Here is a 15997-nt window from a genome sequence, read left to right on the forward strand (position 1 = left end):
AAGAAAGCGAGAAACAGATGAAGCGTCGCAGTCTCCTGAAGGTATTTTCCGTGCTGGCCACCGGTGCCGCGCTGACGCTGTCGGCAGGCGCGCACGCCGAAGACAAGGTGATCAAGGTCGGCACGGTCGCCGGCCCGGATTCGGAAGTGTGGCAAGTCGTGCAGAAGGTCGCGAAAGAGAAGGAAGGCCTGAACGTGAAGGTCGTCGAGTTCAACGACTACGTGCAGCCGAACGCGGCGCTCGACTCGGGCGACCTCGATGCGAACAGCTTCCAGCACCAGCCCTACCTCGACAGCCAGGTGAAGCAGCGCGGCTACAAGATCGTCAGCGCGGGCCTGACCTACATCTCGCCGATCGGCGTGTACTCGAAGAAGTTCAAGTCGCTGAAGGATCTGCCGCAGGGCGCGAAGCTCGCGGTGCCGAACGATCCGTCGAACGAAAACCGCGCGCTGCTGCTGCTGCAGACGCAAGGCGTGATCAAGCTGAAATCGGGCGCCGGCACGGGCGGCAACAACGCGACGGTGCTCGACATCGCCGAGAACCCGAAGAAGCTGAAGATCTCCGAACTCGACGCCGCGCAACTGCCGCGCGTGCTGTCGGACGTCGACGCGGCCGTGATCAACACGAACTACGCGCTGGCCGCGAACCTGCAGCCGACCAAGGACGCGATCGCGCTCGAATCGCTGACGAGCCCGTACGCGAACCTGATCGCCGTGCGCGCGAAGGATAAGGATCAGCCGTGGGTGAAGAAGCTGGTCAAGGCGTACCAGTCGCCGGAAGTGAAGGAATTCATCAAGAAGCAGTTCAAGGGCTCGATGGTCGCGTCGTTCTGAACGCCGCTCACCGGTCGGACCGCTGAACGAAAAGGGCCTGCTCGCGCAGGCCCTTTGTTCATTGGTGCGGCAGGCGCGCGCCGATCCTACATCTCGCCGCGCCGCGAGCAGATCGCCATGATCTGCTGGATCGCGTAGTTGTCGCGCACGCCGGGCAGCGACTGCACGATGCACTCGTGAACGCGCCGCTCGCGCGGCAGCAGCATCGCGTTGTTGCGGTACAGCGCGTCGCACGAGCGCTGGATCAACTGCGCGGCGGCGCCGTTGCGGCTTTCGCGCAGGGCATTGAGCATGCAGTCGTCATATTGCGCGCTGCCGTCGGTCAGCGCGAATGCCGCGCCCGGCAGCGCCTGCGCGACGGCCGCGAAGGCGATCGCACGAATCGTTCGTTTCATGTCCCCTCCGATGGTGTGGATCGGGTCGGCGGACAGCATAACGTAAAGCCGCGAGCGCGGCTGGCGCGTTGCGCCGGGACCGGCGCGGAGCGCCGCCAGCCGGGCTTTCCAGGCATTTCATGGGGGCGCGGCGGCGCCGCGCATCGGCCGCTCGCGCGAAAGCGCGGAGTCAGGCGGTGGTCTGCGGAAATGGTATCCTCGTGCGTTCGCCGCCGCACGCTTTCCCGGAGCGTGCGCGGGCCGATCGCCCGCGTCTCGCACGTGCGGCGGGCGCCCGCCCGACGGCGGCGGGAATCCATCATCCAGAACCGACACAATACGGGGGAGACTCACCCATGAATCGTTTCAAGACTTTCGCGATCCGTTCGATCACGGCCGGCGTCGCCGCACTCGCGCTGGCCGGCGCCGCGCACGCGCAGACGGTCAAGGTGCTGTCGATCGTCGACCATCCGGCGCTCGATGCGATCCGCGACGGCGTGCGCGCCGAACTGAAGGCGCAAGGTTACGGCGACGACAAGCTCAAGTGGGAATACCAGAGCGCGCAGGGCAACACGGGCACGGCCGCGCAGATCGCACGCAAGTTCGTCGGCGACAAGCCCGACGTGATCGTCGCGATCGCGACACCGGCCGCGCAGTCGGTCGTCGCGGCGACGAAGAGCGTGCCGGTCGTCTACTCGGGCGTGACCGATCCGGTCGCCGCGCAGCTCGTGAAGGGCTGGGGGCCGTCGGGCACCAACGTGACGGGTGTATCCGACAAGCTGCCGCTCGACCGCCAGGTCGCGCTGATCAAGCGCGTCGTGCCGAATGCGAAGACGGTCGGCATGGTCTACAACCCGGGCGAGGCGAATTCGGTCGTCGTCGTGAAGGAGCTCAAGGAGCTCCTCGCGAAGCAGGGAATGGCGCTGAAGGAAGCGGCCGCACCGCGCACCGTCGACATCGGCCCGGCCGCGAAGAGCCTGATCGGCAAGGTCGACGTGATCTACACGAACACCGACAACAACGTCGTGTCCGCGTACGAAGCGCTGGTGAAGGTCGCGAACGAAGCGAAGATTCCGCTCGTCGCGGGCGACACCGACAGCGTGAAGCGCGGCGGCATCGCGGCGCTCGGCATCAATTACGGCGATCTGGGCCGGCAGACCGGCAAGGTCGTCGCGCGCATCCTGAAGGGCGAGAAGCCGGGCGCGATCGCGTCGGAGACGAGCAGCAACCTCGAACTGTTCGTCAATACGGGCGCGGCCGCGAAGCAGGGCGTCACGCTGGCGCCGGATCTCGTGAAGGAAGCGAAGACGGTCATCAAGTAAGCCCGCGGCCCGACCGCCGCGCTTGCAGGCCCGATCCGGGCCTCGACGACATCGCCGGACGGGCGGCTCCCACCCGGGCCGCCCGTTCGCTTCGCCCGGCCGTACACGTCCGGCCGGGAAGCAACAGGATTTTCCCATCATGTCTCTGTTCTCGTTTCTGGGCGCACTGGAGATCGGCCTGATCTTCAGCCTCGTCGCCCTCGGGGTGCTGATCTCGTTTCGCATCCTCAACTTCCCCGACCTCACCGTCGACGGCAGCTTTCCGCTCGGCGGCGCCGTCGCCGCGACGCTGATCTCGGCCGGCTACGACCCGTTTTCCGCGACCGCGCTTGCGATCGTCGCGGGCGCGCTGGCCGGCTTCGTCACCGGCTGGCTGAACGTGCGCCTGAAGATCATGGATCTGCTCGCCAGCATCCTGATGATGATCGCGCTCTACTCGGTGAACCTGCGGATCATGGGCCGGCCGAACGTACCGCTGATCACCGAGCCGACGCTGTTCACCGTGCTGCAGCCCGACTGGATGCCCGATTACGTGCTGCGCCCGGCGCTGCTCGCGATCGTCGTCGTGGTCGCGAAGCTCGGCCTCGACTGGTTCTTCTCGTCGCAGCTCGGCCTCGCGATGCGCGCGACCGGCGCGAATCCGCGAATGGCGCGTGCGCAAGGCATCGCGACCGGTCGCGCGACACTCGCCGGGATGGCGCTGTCGAATGCGCTCGTCGCGCTCGCGGGCGCCCTGTTCGCGCAGACGCAGGGCGGCTCGGACATCTCGATGGGGATCGGCACGATCGTGATCGGGCTGGCCGCGGTGATCATCGGCGAGACGCTGCTGCCCGCACGCCGGCTGGTGCTGACGACGCTCGCCGTCGTGCTCGGCGCGATCGTCTACCGCTTCTTCATCGCGCTCGCGCTGAACAGCGAATTCATCGGTCTGAAGGCGCAGGACCTGAACCTCGTGACGGCCGCACTCGTCACGATCGCGCTGGTGCTGCCGGCGACGCGCAAGAAGCTGTTCGCGCGCAAGAACGGAGGGGCATGACATGCTGTCCGCACAAGACCTGAAACTTACGTTCAATCCCGGCACGCCGATCGAGACGCGCGCGCTGCGCGGGCTGTCGCTCGAGATTCCCGACGGCCAGTTCGTCGCGGTGATCGGCTCGAACGGCGCCGGCAAGTCGACCTTCCTCAATGCGGTCAGCGGCGATCAGCGCGTCGATGCGGGGCGCATCGCGATCGACGGCGCGGATGTGACGCGCAAGGCCGCGTGGGACCGCGCGCACCTCGTCGCGCGCGTGTTCCAGGATCCGATGGCCGGCACCTGCGAGGCGCTGACGATCGAGGAGAACATGGCGCTCGCGATGGCGCGCGGCGTGCGGCGCGGTTTCCGGGTCGCGCTCGATCGCCCGTCGCGCGAGCTGTTCCGCGACAAGCTGCGGCTCCTGAACCTCGGGCTGGAAAACCGGCTGACCGACCGGATCGGGCTGCTGTCGGGCGGGCAGCGGCAGGCCGTGAGCCTGCTGATGGCGTCGCTGCGGCCGTCGCGCATCCTGCTGCTCGACGAGCACACGGCCGCGCTCGACCCGAAGACGGCCGCGTTCGTGCTGGAACTGACCGCGCGCATCGTCGCCGAGAGCAAGCTGACGACGATGATGGTCACGCACAGCATGCGTCAGGCGCTCGACTACGGCGATCGCACGGTGATGCTGCACCAGGGGCAGGTCGTGCTCGACGTGTCGGGCGACCAGCGCAAGGGACTCGACGTGCCGGACCTGCTGCAGATGTTCGAGAAGGTGCGGCACGAGCAGCTCGACGACGACGCGTTGTTGCTGGGGTGATTTGGGCTGCTTTCGGCTGTTTTGGCTGGTCTCTCGAGTGTTCCCGGCTGCTTTCGCCGGATCCCGGCTGATTCAGGCTGATCCGGGCTGATCGACCGGACGGCTGCTCGGGCCGCCCGGCCGGCGCGCAGGTTTGGTGTCGGTCGAGCGGTCCGTTTTCGTATGCGGAATACGGCCGTTCCGTCGCGTCGGCACGACCTTCGATTTCGCAGCGGCGGACGCGTACGTTCCGGCCCTCCCGGGCCTTCCGACGATCTGCATGTCCCTTTTTGTTGAGACCTGACAGCGCCCGGCACGATCCTCTATACTGTATATCCATACAGCATCGAGCCGCATGATGTCCGCGTCATCCCTGTCCCCCGAAACCCTTCATCCGTCGCTGTGGCGCGGCTCGCAGCTTGCGCGCGGCGGTCTGCGCACGATCGATACGGGCTTCGCGGCGCTGTCCGCCGAGCTGCCGGGCGGCGGTTGGCCGGTCGGCGGCCTCGTCGAACTGCTGGCCGCGCAGCCGGGTTGCGGCGAGATGCGGTTGCTCGCGCCCGCGCTCGCCCGCAGCGTCAGCACCCGGCGGCCGCTCGCGCTCGTCGCGCCGCCGCAGTCGCCGCATGCCACCGCGCTCGCCAGTCTCGGCGTGCCGGCCGACACGCTGCTGTGGCTGCGCGCCGGCAGTCGCACCGATGCGCTGTGGGCCGCCGAGCAGGCGCTCAAGACCGGCTGTTGCGGCGCACTGCTGCTCTGGCAGGACGCGCGGCCCGATGCGCTGCGGCGCCTGCATCTCGCGGCCGCGCGCACGGGCGACACGCTGTTCGTGATGCTGCGCCCGATGTCGGCCGCGCGGCAGCCGTCGCCGGCCGTGCTGCGCGTCGCGCTGTATCCGGTGCCGGGCGGCGTGTCGCTCGACATCGTCAAGCGTCGCGGGCCTGCGCGTAGCGAGCCGCTCGTGCTCGATTTGCCGTCGCCCATCGTGGAGAGCCGCTATGCGCGTCTTGCTCGGCATCCATCTGCCGCGCCTGCCGCTCGACGTGTGCGTCCCGCCGCCGTCTGACGCAGCCGCCGGCGAGGCCGGCAGTGCGGTGCTCGAGCAGGGTGTCGTGCTGATTGCCGATGCGGCCGCGCGCCGGCAGGGCGTGCGTGCGGGCATGAAGCGCGGCGGCGTGCTCACGCTTGCGCCCGACACGCAGCTCGTCGAACGCGATCCCGCCCGCGAAGCCGATGCGCTGCGCGCGGTCGCGCTCGCGTTGCTGCGCTTTTCGCCGTGCGTTGCGTTCGACGACGAAGCCACGCTGATCGTCGACGTCGGTCCGAGCCTGCGCCTGTTCGGCGGCTTGCCGTCGCTGTGCCGCCAGGTGCGCGCGACGCTCGCGGCGCTCGGCTATGCGGCGCGCCTGTCCGCCGCGCCGACCGGGCGCGGCGCGTGGCTGCTCGCACGCACGTCGGCGCGAGCGCGCATCCGGCGCCGCGTCGCGCGCCAGGCCTCGCTCGTCCGCACGCTCGACCGGCTGCCCTGTGTGCTGCTGCCCGATGCGCGTCCGTATGCGGGCTGGTTCGACGGCCTCGGCTGCCGCACGCTCGCCGATCTGCGCCGCCTGCCGCGCGCGGGGCTGCAGCGGCGCTGCGGTCCCGCGCTGCTGGCCGCGCTCGATCGTGCGTACGGCGAAGCGGTCGAGCCGCTCGCGTGGATGGCGGTGCCGCCCGTGTTCGACGTGCGGCTCGAATTGCCGGAGCGCGTCGAATACGCGGAAGCCGTGCTGTTCGCCGCGCGGCGGCTCGTCGTGCAGCTGTGCGGCTGGCTGGCCGCGCGGCAATTGTCGTTGGCCGCGATGACGTTCGAGCTCGAGCACGAGCGCGGCCGTCAGGCCGTGCCGCCGACGCCGCTCGAGCTCGCGTTTGCCGCACCCGTGCGCGACGACGCGCATTTCATGCGGCTGCTCGGCGAGCGGCTCGCACGCGTCGAGTTGCCGGCCGCGGTGATCGCGGTGCGCCTGAAGGCCACGCGCGTCGAATCGGTCGCGCCGCCGGCCGACGATCTCTTTCCCGAGCCGGGCGGGACGCGGGAAACCCGCGAGCGGTTGTTCGAACTGCTGGTCGCCCGGCTCGGCGCGGAGAACGTATTGCGCGCGGCGCCCGTCGCCGATTACCGGCCCGAGGTGGCGAACCGCTGGCTGCCGCTCGATGCGCAGGCGGGCAAGCCGGCCGGCGGGCCGCCGGCCGTGCCGCCGCGTCCCGCGTGGCTGCTCGCCGAACCGCTGCCGTTGCTGATGCGCGGCGAGCGGCCGGTGTTCCATACGCCGCTGCGGATGATGTCGTCGCCGGAGCGGATCGAGGCCGGGTGGTTCGACGGTCAGCTCGCTGCACGCGATTACCACGTCGCGCAGGACGAAGCCGGTGCGTGCTATTGGGTGTTCAGGGAGCGAGCGGGAAGCGAGTCCGAACCGCACTGGTTCCTGCACGGCCTGTTCGGGTGAACGAAGATGGTTGCGGATTTCAGCGGGCTGCCCGATTACGCGGAATTGTTCTGTCGTTCGAACTTTTCGTTCCTGCATGGCGCGTCGCATGCGGAAGAACTGGTCGAGCGTGCGGCGGAACTCGGCTATCGCGGGATTGCGATCACCGACGAATGCTCGCTCGCGGGTGCGCCGCGCATGCATGTCGCGGCGAAGGCGGCCGGGCTGCCGCTGATCGTCGGTTCGTACTTCGAGGTGACACCGGATGACGTCGCGCCCGGCCACGATCCGGGCCCCGGTGCATTCGGGCTCGTGCTGCTCGCGCAGAACCGCGAGGGGTACGGCAATCTTGCCGAGCTGATTTCGTGGCGGCGGATGGCGGCGCCGAAGGGGACGTACACGCTGACGCCGCGCATGCTGTCGGCGCCGCCGGCGGCGTTCGCCCACTTGCGCGGCATGCCCGATTGCTTCGCGATTCTCGTGCCGGCGTATCCCGTTCGCGCGAATGTGCTCGATGCGCAGGTCGCGTGGTTCCGCGCGACGTTCGGTGAGCGGGCGCGGCTCGGGCTCGTGCAATTGCAGCGCGCGCTGGATGGTGTGCAGCGCGACGAGATTCGCGAGGCCGGCGAGCGACGCGGCGTGCGCGTCGTCGCGCTGGGCGACGTGACGATGCACCGGCGCTCGTGCAAGCCGCTGCAGGACGTGATGACGGCGATCCGGCTCGGCACGCCGGTATCGGAATGCGGCCATGCGCTCGCACCGAACGCGGAACAGCATCTGCGTTCGCGCGGGCGGATCGCGAAGCTGTTTTCGTCGGCGGAGATCGCGGAGACGTGTGCGATGCTCGATGCATGCAATTTCGAACTCGCCGATCTGAAGTATGAATATCCACTCGAACTCGTGCCGCGCGGTCACACACCGACCAGTTATCTGAAGCAGGAGACGTGGGCAGGTGTCGCTCGACGCTATTGGAATGGTGTGCCGGCGAAAGTGGCGAAGCAGATTCGATATGAGCTTGCCCTGATCGCAAAGCTGGAGTACGAACCGTTCTTCCTGACCGTCTACGACATCGTCAAATACGCGCGCAGCCGGAACATCTTGTGCCAAGGGCGCGGGTCGGCCGCGAACTCGGTGGTCTGTTATTGCCTCGGCATCACCGAAGTCAATCCGGATCAAAGCACGATGCTGTTCGAGCGCTTCATCAGCGTGGAGCGCGGCGAGCCGCCGGATATCGACGTCGACTTCGAGCATCAGCGTCGGGAAGAAGTGATTCAGCACATCTACCAGAAATACGGACACGACCGCGCGGCGCTCGCGGCCGCCGTTTCGACGTATCGTCCGCGCGGCGTGCTGCGCGAAACCGGCAAGGCGCTCGGCGTCGATCCGATGCTGGTCGACCGTGTCGCGAAGGGGCATCGCTGGTTCGACGGCAGCCGCGATCTGCTGCAGCAATTCGCGTCGGTCGGGCTCGATCCGGCGACGCCGATCATTCGCGCATGGGCCGAACTGGCGGGGCGCCTGCTCAACTTTCCGCGTCATCTGTCGCAGCACTCGGGCGGCTTCGTGATCAGCCGCGGCAAGCTCACGCGGCTCGTGCCGGTCGAGAACGCGGCGATGGACGGGCGGCGCGTGATCCAGTGGGACAAGGACGATCTCGAAGCGCTCGGGCTGATGAAGGTCGACGTGCTCGCGCTCGGCATGCTGTCGGCGTTGCATCGCGCGTTCGACCTGCGCACCGCGTGGCGCGGCCCGGCGAAGGACGGCAAGCCGTTCACGCTGAAGCACATTCCGCAGGACGACGAAGCGACCTACGACATGATCTGCCGCGCCGATACGGTCGGCGTGTTCCAGATCGAATCGCGCGCGCAGATGTCGATGCTGCCGCGGCTGCGGCCGCGCGACTATTACGATCTGGTGATCGAGGTTTCGATCGTGCGCCCCGGGCCGATCCAGGGCGGCGCCGTGCATCCGTATCTGAAGCGGCGCAGGATCAAGGCGGGGGAGGAGAAAGGGAAGATCACCTATCCGAGCGACGCGCTGAAGGAAGTGCTCGAACGCACGCTCGGCATCCCGATCTTTCAGGAACAGGTGATGCAGATCGCGATCGTCGCGGCCGGCTTTACACCCGGCGAAGCCGACAAGCTGCGTCGTGCGATGGCCGCGTGGAAGCGCCGGGGCGATCTTGGCCCTTACCACGACAAGATCGTCGACGGCATGCTGGCCCGCGGCTACACACGCGAATTCGCCGAACAGATCTTCGAGCAGATCAAAGGCTTCGGCGAATACGGTTTCCCCGAAAGCCACGCCGCGAGCTTCGCGAAACTCGCGTACGCGAGCAGTTGGCTCAAATGCCACGAACCGGCGATCTTCCTCGCCGCGCTGCTGAACAGCCAGCCGATGGGTTTCTATCCGCCGTCGCAACTCGTGCAGGACGCAAAGCGCCACGGCGTGCAGGTCCTGCCGATCGACGTGACGCAAAGCGGTTGGGAGGCATCGCTCGAAGCGCTGCCCGGCCAGCCGTCGCCACACGGCCAGCCGGCCGTGCGGCTCGGCCTGTCGCTCGTGAGCGGCTTCGGCGAAGCCGCCGCGCGCCGCATCGAAGCCGCGCGCGTAGTGGGCCCGTTCATGAGCGTCGACGAACTCGCCCGCCGCGCGCAGCTCGAACGGCGCGACCTCGAAGCGCTCGCCGCCGCGAATGCGCTCGCGACGCTCGCCGGCCATCGCCGCGATGCGCTATGGCAAGCGGTCGCCGCGGCGCCGGAGCGCGACCTGCTCGCCGCCGCGCCGATCGACGAACCGGACAAGCCCGCGCTCGGCGCGCCGTCCGAAGCCGACGAGATCCTCGCCGATTACGACACCACCGGCCTCACGCTGAACCGCCACCCCGTCGCGTTGCTGCGGCCGGCGCTGCGCGCGCGGCGGCTGTCGTCCGCGGCCGAACTGCGCGATCGCCCCGACGGCCGGCTCGCCCGCGCGTGCGGGCTCGTGACCGCGCGGCAGATGCCGGGCACCGCGAAAGGCGTGATGTTCATGACGCTCGAAGACGAAACGGGCTGCGTGAACGTGATCGTCCGGCCCGAACTGCTCGCGCGGCAGCGTCGCGAAACACTCGATTCGAAACTGCTTGCGGCGTCCGGCGTGTGGCAGGTCGTGAGCGATGTAAGACACCTCGTCGCGCAGCATTTCGAGGATCTGACGCCGCTGCTCGGCGGCCTGCGCACGTCGAGCCGCGAATTCCACTGACATTCCGCCGCCGCCCACGGCCCCCGAACGACTCCCCTGACGCGAACCGCCGGCCCGGCGGCACATCGCCACGATGCATACCAGTTGGCTCAATTGGTTCTATTCCGGTCTCATATCCACTCTCGAAACACGCCTGAATCCCACCCGGTAACTGTCCCCTTGCATACCACCCCGGGTAAATCCCTATCCTGCGCCGCGTTGTAAACAAAGGATTTTCCGGCGCTAAAACGCTTGCCGTGCAAGGCTTTCGGCGATTTTCGCGGTGCTAATACCAGTTCGTTGACTGGTATTATGGTGGTTATATAATGCGTTCACTTTCGACGGTCCGAGATCGTCGTCCGACACGCGGAGGCACATGGAAACCGGCTGGTCCGAACTGGCGCCCGATCCCCTCGACGATACGCCGCTCTATCTGCAGCTCGCCCGCAAGCTGGCGAGCGCGATCCACGCCGGCGCGTGGCGGGCCGGCGAGGCGCTGCCGTCGGAGCGGCTGCTGTCGGTGTCGGTCGGCGTGTCGCGGATCACCGCGCGTCGGGCGCTCGCGCTGCTGGTCGAGCAGGGACTGATCAAGCGGGCGCGCGGCGCGGGCAGCTTCATCACGCCGCGTGTCGCCGATCCGCTGTCGCATCTCGTCGGCTTCACCGCGAAGATGCGGCAGCGCGGCTTCGTGCCCGATTCGGTGTGGCTGTCGCGCACGCTGCGCGCCGCGAGCCGCGACGAGACCACGCATCTCGGCCTCGCGCCCGGCGCGACGGTGGCGCGGCTCGAACGGCTGCGCCGCGCGGACGGCATCGTGATGGCCGTCGAGCATTCGACGCTGCCCGCCGCGGTGGTGCCCGATCCGCAGGCGCTCGGCGCGTCGCTGTACGAATACCTCGACGCGCGCGGCATGGCCGTCGTGCGCGCGCTGCAGCACTTTCGCGCGGCGAACGCGACGCACGCGATCGCGAAATGGATGGCGGTGAAGCCGGGCTCGGCCCTGCTGGTGATCACGCGGATCGGCTACGGCGCCGACCAGCGCGCGATCGAAATGAGCGAAACGTATTGCCGCGACGACTACTACGACTTCGTCGCCGAACTGAAACGCTGACGCGGGAGACTGCCGGCGCACCACGCGCGATGGAACGCAATCGCGCGCGATGAATCGCAACGAATTGGCAAATCACGACGCGGATGCCCGCGTCACCGGATCATCAAGAGAACGTCATGCTGACTGGCAACATCCTCACCCCCGACGGCTGGATTCACGGTTCGCTCGATAGCGAGAACGGTCGCATCACCACGCTCGACGGCGTGCCCGTCGATCCCGCGCAGAACGACGCACCGTACATCCTGCCCGGCTTCATCGACCTGCACGTGCACGGCGGCGGCGGCGCCGACGTGATGGAAGGCGGCGACGCGATCGAAACGATCGTCCGCACGCACGCGCAATTCGGCACGACGAGCCTGCTCGCGACGACGATGACCGCGCCGCGCGACGAGCTGATGGAAGTCGTCGCGAACCTCGGCGCCGTCGCGCGCACCCGCACGCCGGGCGGCGCGCGCGTGCTCGGCGTGCATCTCGAAGGGCCGTACATCAACCCCGGCAAGCTCGGCGCGCAGCCCGACGCGGCCGTGTCGGCCGCGCTCGACGAGGTGCTGAAGTACCTGTCGATCGCGCCGATCCGCGTCGTCACGCTCGCACCGGAAATCGCGGGCCACATCGAGATCATCGGCGAGATGGCCGCGCGCGGCGTGCGCGTGCAGCTCGGCCACTCGCTCGCGACCTACGACGACGCGGTCGCCGCGCTCAAGCACGGCGCATGCGGCTTCACGCATCTGTTCAACGCGATGTCGCCGCTGCATCACCGCAACCCGGGCCTCGTCGGCGCGGCGCTCGCGCACGCCGAATACGCGGAAATCATTCCCGACCTGCTGCACGTCCATCCGGGCGCGATTCGCGCGGCGCTGCGCGCGATCCCGCGCCTGTACGTCGTGACCGACAGCACATCCGCCACCGGCATGCCCGACGGCGAATACCGGCTCGGCAGCCAGCACGTGACGAAGTGCCTCGGCGGCGTGCGGCTCGCCGACGGCACGCTCGCCGGCAGCACGCTGACGATGGACCAGGCGCTGCGCAACCTCGTGTCGCTCGGCCTGCCGATCGCCGACGTGTCGAACCGGATGTCGCGCTACGCGGCCGACTACCTCGGCGTCGCCGATCGAGGCCGCCTCGAGCGCGGCGCATGGGCCGACCTCGCGGTGTTCGATCGCGACCTGAACCTCACCGCGACCTACGTCGAAGGAGAATCGATTGTCGAATATGCTTAAGGAAGCGCGCGAGTCCGCCCAGGTCGTCGCCGCGCAGATTGCCGACACCGCGCGCGTCGAAGCGCTCGCCGGCCAGTTGCTCGATCACCCGCCGGCCGTCGCGCTGACGGTCGCGCGCGGCAGCTCGGATCACGCCGCCAGCTATTTCGCGAGCCTGACGATGAGCCGCCTCGGCGTGCCGGTCGCGTCGCTGCCGATGTCGGTCGCGACGCTGCAGCAGGCGCCGCTGAAGGTGCAGGACCAGCTCGCGATCGCCTTTTCCCAGTCGGGCAAGAGTCCCGACCTCGTCAATACGATGGCCGCGCTGCGCGAAGCCGGCGCACGCACCGTCGCCGCCGTGAACGTGCTGCCGTCGCCGCTCGCCGACGCGTGCGAGCACCAGTTGCCGCTGCTTGCCGGCCCCGAGCTGTCGGTCGCCGCGACCAAGAGCTATATCGCGATGCTGTCGCTGTCCGCGCAGATCGTCGCGTACTGGCAGCGCGACGCCGCGCTGATGACCGCGCTGCGCGGCCTGCCCGACGTGCTCGCGCAGGCCGGCCGGCTCGACTGGTCGCAGGCCGTCGGGGCGCTCGCGGGCGTCGAGCGGATGATCGTCATCGGCCGCGGCCTGGGCCTCGCGATCGCGCAGGAAGCCGCGCTGAAGCTGAAGGAAACGTCCGGCATCCAGGCCGAGGCGTTCTCGAGCGCCGAAGTCCGTCACGGCCCGATGGAGCTGATCGACCGCGACTATCCGCTGCTCGTGTTCGCGCCGCCCGGGCCCGAGCAGGCCGGCCTGCTGCAGCTTGCCGCGGACATGCGCGCACGCGGCGCCGCCGTGCTGCTCGCGGCGCCCGCCGGCACGCCCGGCGTATCGGGCACCGTGCTGCCGCTCGCGCAGTCCGCCCATTCGGCGCTCGACCCGATCGCCGCCATTCTTTCGTTCTACGTGATGGCGGCGGATCTCGCCGTCGCGCGCGGCCGCAATCCCGACACGCCGCGCCACCTGAACAAAGTGACAGAAACGCACTGATAGCCGAGAAAGCCGATGAGACGCGCCGAGGAATCCCAGTTGAAGAGCCCCACCCACGATCAGATCGTTCTGCTCAGCCCGTTGACGGGGCCGATCGTCGCATTGGCCGACGTGCCCGATCCGGTGTTCTCCGGCGGGATGTTCGGCGACGGCATCGGCGTCGACCCGCTCGCGGGCCGGCTCGTCGCGCCGTGCGCAGGCGTCGTGTCGCATTTGGCGCGCACCGGCCACGCGGTGACGATCACGACGCCGCAAGGCGCGGAAGTGCTGCTGCACATCGGCATCGACACCGTCGAGCTGAACGGGCAGGGCTTCATCGCGCATGTCGAAGCCGGCGCGCGCGTCGAAGCGGGTGCGCTGTTGATCGAGTTCGACCAAGACGCGGTGGCGCGCCACGCGCATTCGCTCGTGTCGGTGATCGCGATCGCGAATTCCGACGCGTTCGAGGTCGTCGATCGCGCGAGCGGTTTCGCGACCGCCGGCGAGACGCCGTTGCTCGCGCTGCGCGGCAAGGGCGACGCCGCCGCGCAGGCGGCGCAGGCTGGTGCTGCCGCGCACAACGAAGTGCGCCGCGAGATCGTGCTCGCGCAGCCGGGCGGCCTGCATGCGCGGCCGGCCGCACGGGCGCGTGAAGCCGTGCGCGGGTTCGACGCGACCGTCGATGTGCTGTTCGACGGCCGCAAGGCGTCGATCGCGAGCGTCGTCGGCCTGCTCGGCCTCGGCGCCGGCGAAGGCGCGACGGTCGAACTGGTCGGCCGCGGCGCGCACGCGCAACAGGCCGTCGATGCGGTCGAGCACGAACTGCTGCGCGAAGCGCACGGCGAAGTGGAGGAACAGCCGGCGCGGCTGAAATCGCCCGCGCCGCAGACGGTCGCACGCCACACCGGCGCACCGCGCGATGGCGCGCCCATCGATCCGAACACGCTCGCCGGCGTATGCGCGTCGCCCGGCATCGCGGTCGGCACGCTGGTGCGTCTCGACGATGCGGACATCGTGCCGCCCGAACAGGCGACCGGCACGCCAGCCGCGGAAAGCCGCCGGCTCGATCAGGCCCTGAAGGCGGTCGACGCCGAACTCGGCGAAACGGTGCGCAACGCCTCGGCGCGCGGCGCGGTCGGCGAAGCGGGCATCTTCGCGGTGCATCGCGTGCTGCTCGAGGACCCGACGCTGCTCGACGCGGCGCGCGACCTGATCAGCCTCGGCAAGGGCGCGGGCTTCGCATGGCGCGCGACGATCCGCACGCAGATCGACACGCTGTCGAAGCTCGACGACGCGCTGCTCGCCGAACGCGCGGCCGACCTGCGCGACATCGAGAAACGCGTGCTGCGCGCGCTCGGCCACACGAACGGCGCCGCGCGTGCGCTGCCCGACGAGGCCGTGCTCGCGGCCGACGAGTTCACGCCCTCCGACCTGTCGTCGCTCGATCGCGAGCGCGTGACCGCGCTCGTGATGGCGCGCGGCGGCGCGACGTCGCACGCGGCGATCATCGCGCGGCAGCTCGGCATCCCGGCGCTGGTGGCGGTCGGCGACGCGCTGTACGCGATTCCGGACGGCACGCAGGTCGTCGTCGATGCGAGCGCGGGCCGGCTCGAACACGCGCCGACCGCGCTCGACGTCGAGCGCGCGCGGCACGAGCGCCAGCGCCTGGACGGCGTGCGCGAGGCGAACCGGCAACAGGCCGGCGAGGTGGCCGCGACGGTCGACGGCCGCGAGATCGAAGTCGCCGCGAACATCGCGACGCTCGACGACGCGAACACCGCGGTCGACAACGGCGCGGACGCGGTCGGCCTGCTGCGCACCGAGCTGATGTTCATCCATCGCCAGGCCGCGCCGACGGCGGTCGAACACCGGCAGAGCTACCAGTCGATCGTCGACGCGCTGCAGGGCCGCACGGCGATCATCCGCACGCTCGACGTCGGCGCGGACAAGGAAGTCGACTACCTGACGCTGCCGCCCGAACCGAACCCGGCGCTCGGCCTGCGCGGCATCCGTCTCGCGCAGGTGCGCCCCGATCTGCTCGACGATCAATTGCAGGGCCTGCTCGCGGTGAAGCCGTTCGGCGCGGTGCGCATCCTGCTGCCGATGGTGACCGACGCGGGCGAACTCGTGCGGTTGAGAAAGCGCATCGACGAATTCGCGCGCGCGCAGGGCCGTACCGAGCCGATCGAGGTCGGCGTGATGATCGAGGTGCCGTCGGCCGCGCTGCTGGCCGACCAGCTCGCGCAGCACGCGGATTTCCTGTCGATCGGCACCAACGACCTGACCCAGTACACGCTCGCGATGGACCGCTGCCAGGCCGACCTGGCCGCGCAGTCCGACGGCCTGCATCCGGCCGTGCTGCGCCTGATCGACATCGCGGTGCGCGGCGCGGCAAAGCACGGCAAGTGGGTCGGCGTGTGCGGTGCGCTCGGCGGCGATCCGCTCGCGGTGCCGGTCCTGGTGGGCCTCGGCGTGACCGAACTGTCGGTCGACCCGGTGTCGGTGCCGGGCATCAAGGCGCGTGTGCGCCGTCTCGATTACCAGTTGTGCCGTCAGCGCGCGCAGGATCTGCTCGCGCTCGATTCGGCACAGGCGGTAAGGGCAGCAAGCCGCGAGGTCTGGCCGCTCGACTGACGTCGACGGGGGGCGCG

Annotated in this window: 12 protein-coding genes; 11 read left to right on the forward strand and 1 reads right to left on the reverse strand. The window is 69.3% G+C overall.

Annotated elements, in window-relative coordinates; all coding sequences use genetic code 11:
- Nucleotides 1-17: 17 nt before the first annotated feature.
- Nucleotides 18-833, forward strand: a complete 816-nt coding sequence (locus WT97_RS13665) for a MetQ/NlpA family ABC transporter substrate-binding protein (RefSeq protein WP_059795494.1) — start codon at nt 18-20, stop codon at nt 831-833.
- 86 nt (nt 834-919) lie between these two features.
- On the opposite strand, the gene WT97_RS13670 is transcribed toward WT97_RS13665, so the two are convergent.
- A complete protein-coding gene (locus WT97_RS13670; RefSeq protein ID WP_059506597.1) occupies nt 920-1228 on the reverse strand; it encodes a VF_A0006 family four-cysteine protein in 309 nt (102 codons plus the stop codon).
- 335 nt (nt 1229-1563) lie between these two features.
- Between WT97_RS13670 and WT97_RS13675 the strand changes: the two genes are divergently transcribed.
- The 10 genes from WT97_RS13675 to ptsP all read left to right on the forward strand — a co-directional run bounded on the left by WT97_RS13675 (nt 1564) and on the right by ptsP (nt 15980).
- Complete coding sequence (locus WT97_RS13675) at nt 1564-2529, forward strand: ABC transporter substrate-binding protein (RefSeq protein WP_059506599.1); 966 nt, start codon at nt 1564-1566, stop codon at nt 2527-2529.
- Nucleotides 2530-2668: 139 nt separating this feature from the next.
- Nucleotides 2669-3565 carry an ABC transporter permease gene (locus WT97_RS13680; RefSeq protein ID WP_059506601.1) on the forward strand — a complete coding sequence of 299 codons (897 nt, stop codon included), beginning with the start codon at nt 2669-2671 and terminating at the stop codon, nt 3563-3565.
- A 1-nt stretch (nt 3566) separates the two neighbouring features.
- Nucleotides 3567-4361, forward strand: a complete 795-nt coding sequence (locus WT97_RS13685) for an ABC transporter ATP-binding protein (RefSeq protein ID WP_060353621.1) — start codon at nt 3567-3569, stop codon at nt 4359-4361.
- Nucleotides 4362-4698: 337 nt separating this feature from the next.
- Nucleotides 4699-5406, forward strand: a complete 708-nt coding sequence (gene imuA, locus WT97_RS13690; RefSeq protein WP_059795541.1) for a translesion DNA synthesis-associated protein ImuA — start codon at nt 4699-4701, stop codon at nt 5404-5406.
- Nucleotides 5339-6826, forward strand: coding sequence for a DNA polymerase Y family protein (locus WT97_RS13695; protein WP_059795497.1), 1488 nt, complete (start codon nt 5339-5341; stop codon nt 6824-6826). Before imuA ends, WT97_RS13695 begins: the two co-directional genes overlap by 68 nt.
- 6 nt (nt 6827-6832) lie before the next feature.
- On the forward strand, nt 6833-10048 hold the full coding sequence (locus tag WT97_RS13700) for an error-prone DNA polymerase (RefSeq protein ID WP_060353622.1): 3216 nt from the start codon (nt 6833-6835) through the stop codon (nt 10046-10048).
- 355 nt (nt 10049-10403) lie between these two features.
- Nucleotides 10404-11138 (forward strand): GntR family transcriptional regulator, encoded by a 735-nt coding sequence (locus WT97_RS13705; RefSeq protein WP_059506609.1) that lies wholly within the window; start codon nt 10404-10406, stop codon nt 11136-11138.
- Nucleotides 11139-11254: 116 nt separating this feature from the next.
- The gene (gene nagA, locus WT97_RS13710; protein WP_059506700.1) at nt 11255-12358 is read left to right on the forward strand and encodes an N-acetylglucosamine-6-phosphate deacetylase; all 1104 of its coding nucleotides are present in this window, start codon (nt 11255-11257) and stop codon (nt 12356-12358) included.
- On the forward strand, nt 12351-13367 hold the full coding sequence (locus WT97_RS13715; RefSeq protein ID WP_059506611.1) for an SIS domain-containing protein: 1017 nt from the start codon (nt 12351-12353) through the stop codon (nt 13365-13367). Before nagA ends, WT97_RS13715 begins: the two co-directional genes overlap by 8 nt.
- Nucleotides 13368-13382: 15 nt before the next feature.
- Nucleotides 13383-15980: a phosphoenolpyruvate--protein phosphotransferase gene (ptsP, locus tag WT97_RS13720; RefSeq protein WP_060353623.1), complete on the forward strand. Its 2598-nt coding sequence runs from the start codon at nt 13383-13385 to the stop codon at nt 15978-15980.
- The last annotated feature ends 17 nt before the right edge of the window (nt 15981-15997 follow it).

The organism is Burkholderia sp. MSMB1459WGS, assembly GCF_001534535.1.
In the GTDB taxonomy this organism is placed as follows: Bacteria; Pseudomonadota; Gammaproteobacteria; order Burkholderiales; family Burkholderiaceae; genus Burkholderia.

Coding starts and splice junctions, on each gene's coding strand:
- WT97_RS13670 (WP_059506597.1), bottom strand. CDS start 1,228: ATGAAACGAACGATTCGTGCGATCGCCTTCGCGGCCGTCGCGCAGGCG.
- WT97_RS13715 (WP_059506611.1), top strand. CDS start 12,351: ATGCTTAAGGAAGCGCGCGAGTCCGCCCAGGTCGTCGCCGCGCAGATT.
- WT97_RS13680 (WP_059506601.1), top strand. CDS start 2,669: ATGTCTCTGTTCTCGTTTCTGGGCGCACTGGAGATCGGCCTGATCTTC.
- nagA (WP_059506700.1), top strand. CDS start 11,255: ATGCTGACTGGCAACATCCTCACCCCCGACGGCTGGATTCACGGTTCG.
- WT97_RS13695 (WP_059795497.1), top strand. CDS start 5,339: ATGCGCGTCTTGCTCGGCATCCATCTGCCGCGCCTGCCGCTCGACGTG.
- WT97_RS13700 (WP_060353622.1), top strand. CDS start 6,833: ATGGTTGCGGATTTCAGCGGGCTGCCCGATTACGCGGAATTGTTCTGT.
- ptsP (WP_060353623.1), top strand. CDS start 13,383: ATGAGACGCGCCGAGGAATCCCAGTTGAAGAGCCCCACCCACGATCAG.
- WT97_RS13665 (WP_059795494.1), top strand. CDS start 18: ATGAAGCGTCGCAGTCTCCTGAAGGTATTTTCCGTGCTGGCCACCGGT.
- imuA (WP_059795541.1), top strand. CDS start 4,699: ATGTCCGCGTCATCCCTGTCCCCCGAAACCCTTCATCCGTCGCTGTGG.
- WT97_RS13705 (WP_059506609.1), top strand. CDS start 10,404: ATGGAAACCGGCTGGTCCGAACTGGCGCCCGATCCCCTCGACGATACG.
- WT97_RS13685 (WP_060353621.1), top strand. CDS start 3,567: ATGCTGTCCGCACAAGACCTGAAACTTACGTTCAATCCCGGCACGCCG.
- WT97_RS13675 (WP_059506599.1), top strand. CDS start 1,564: ATGAATCGTTTCAAGACTTTCGCGATCCGTTCGATCACGGCCGGCGTC.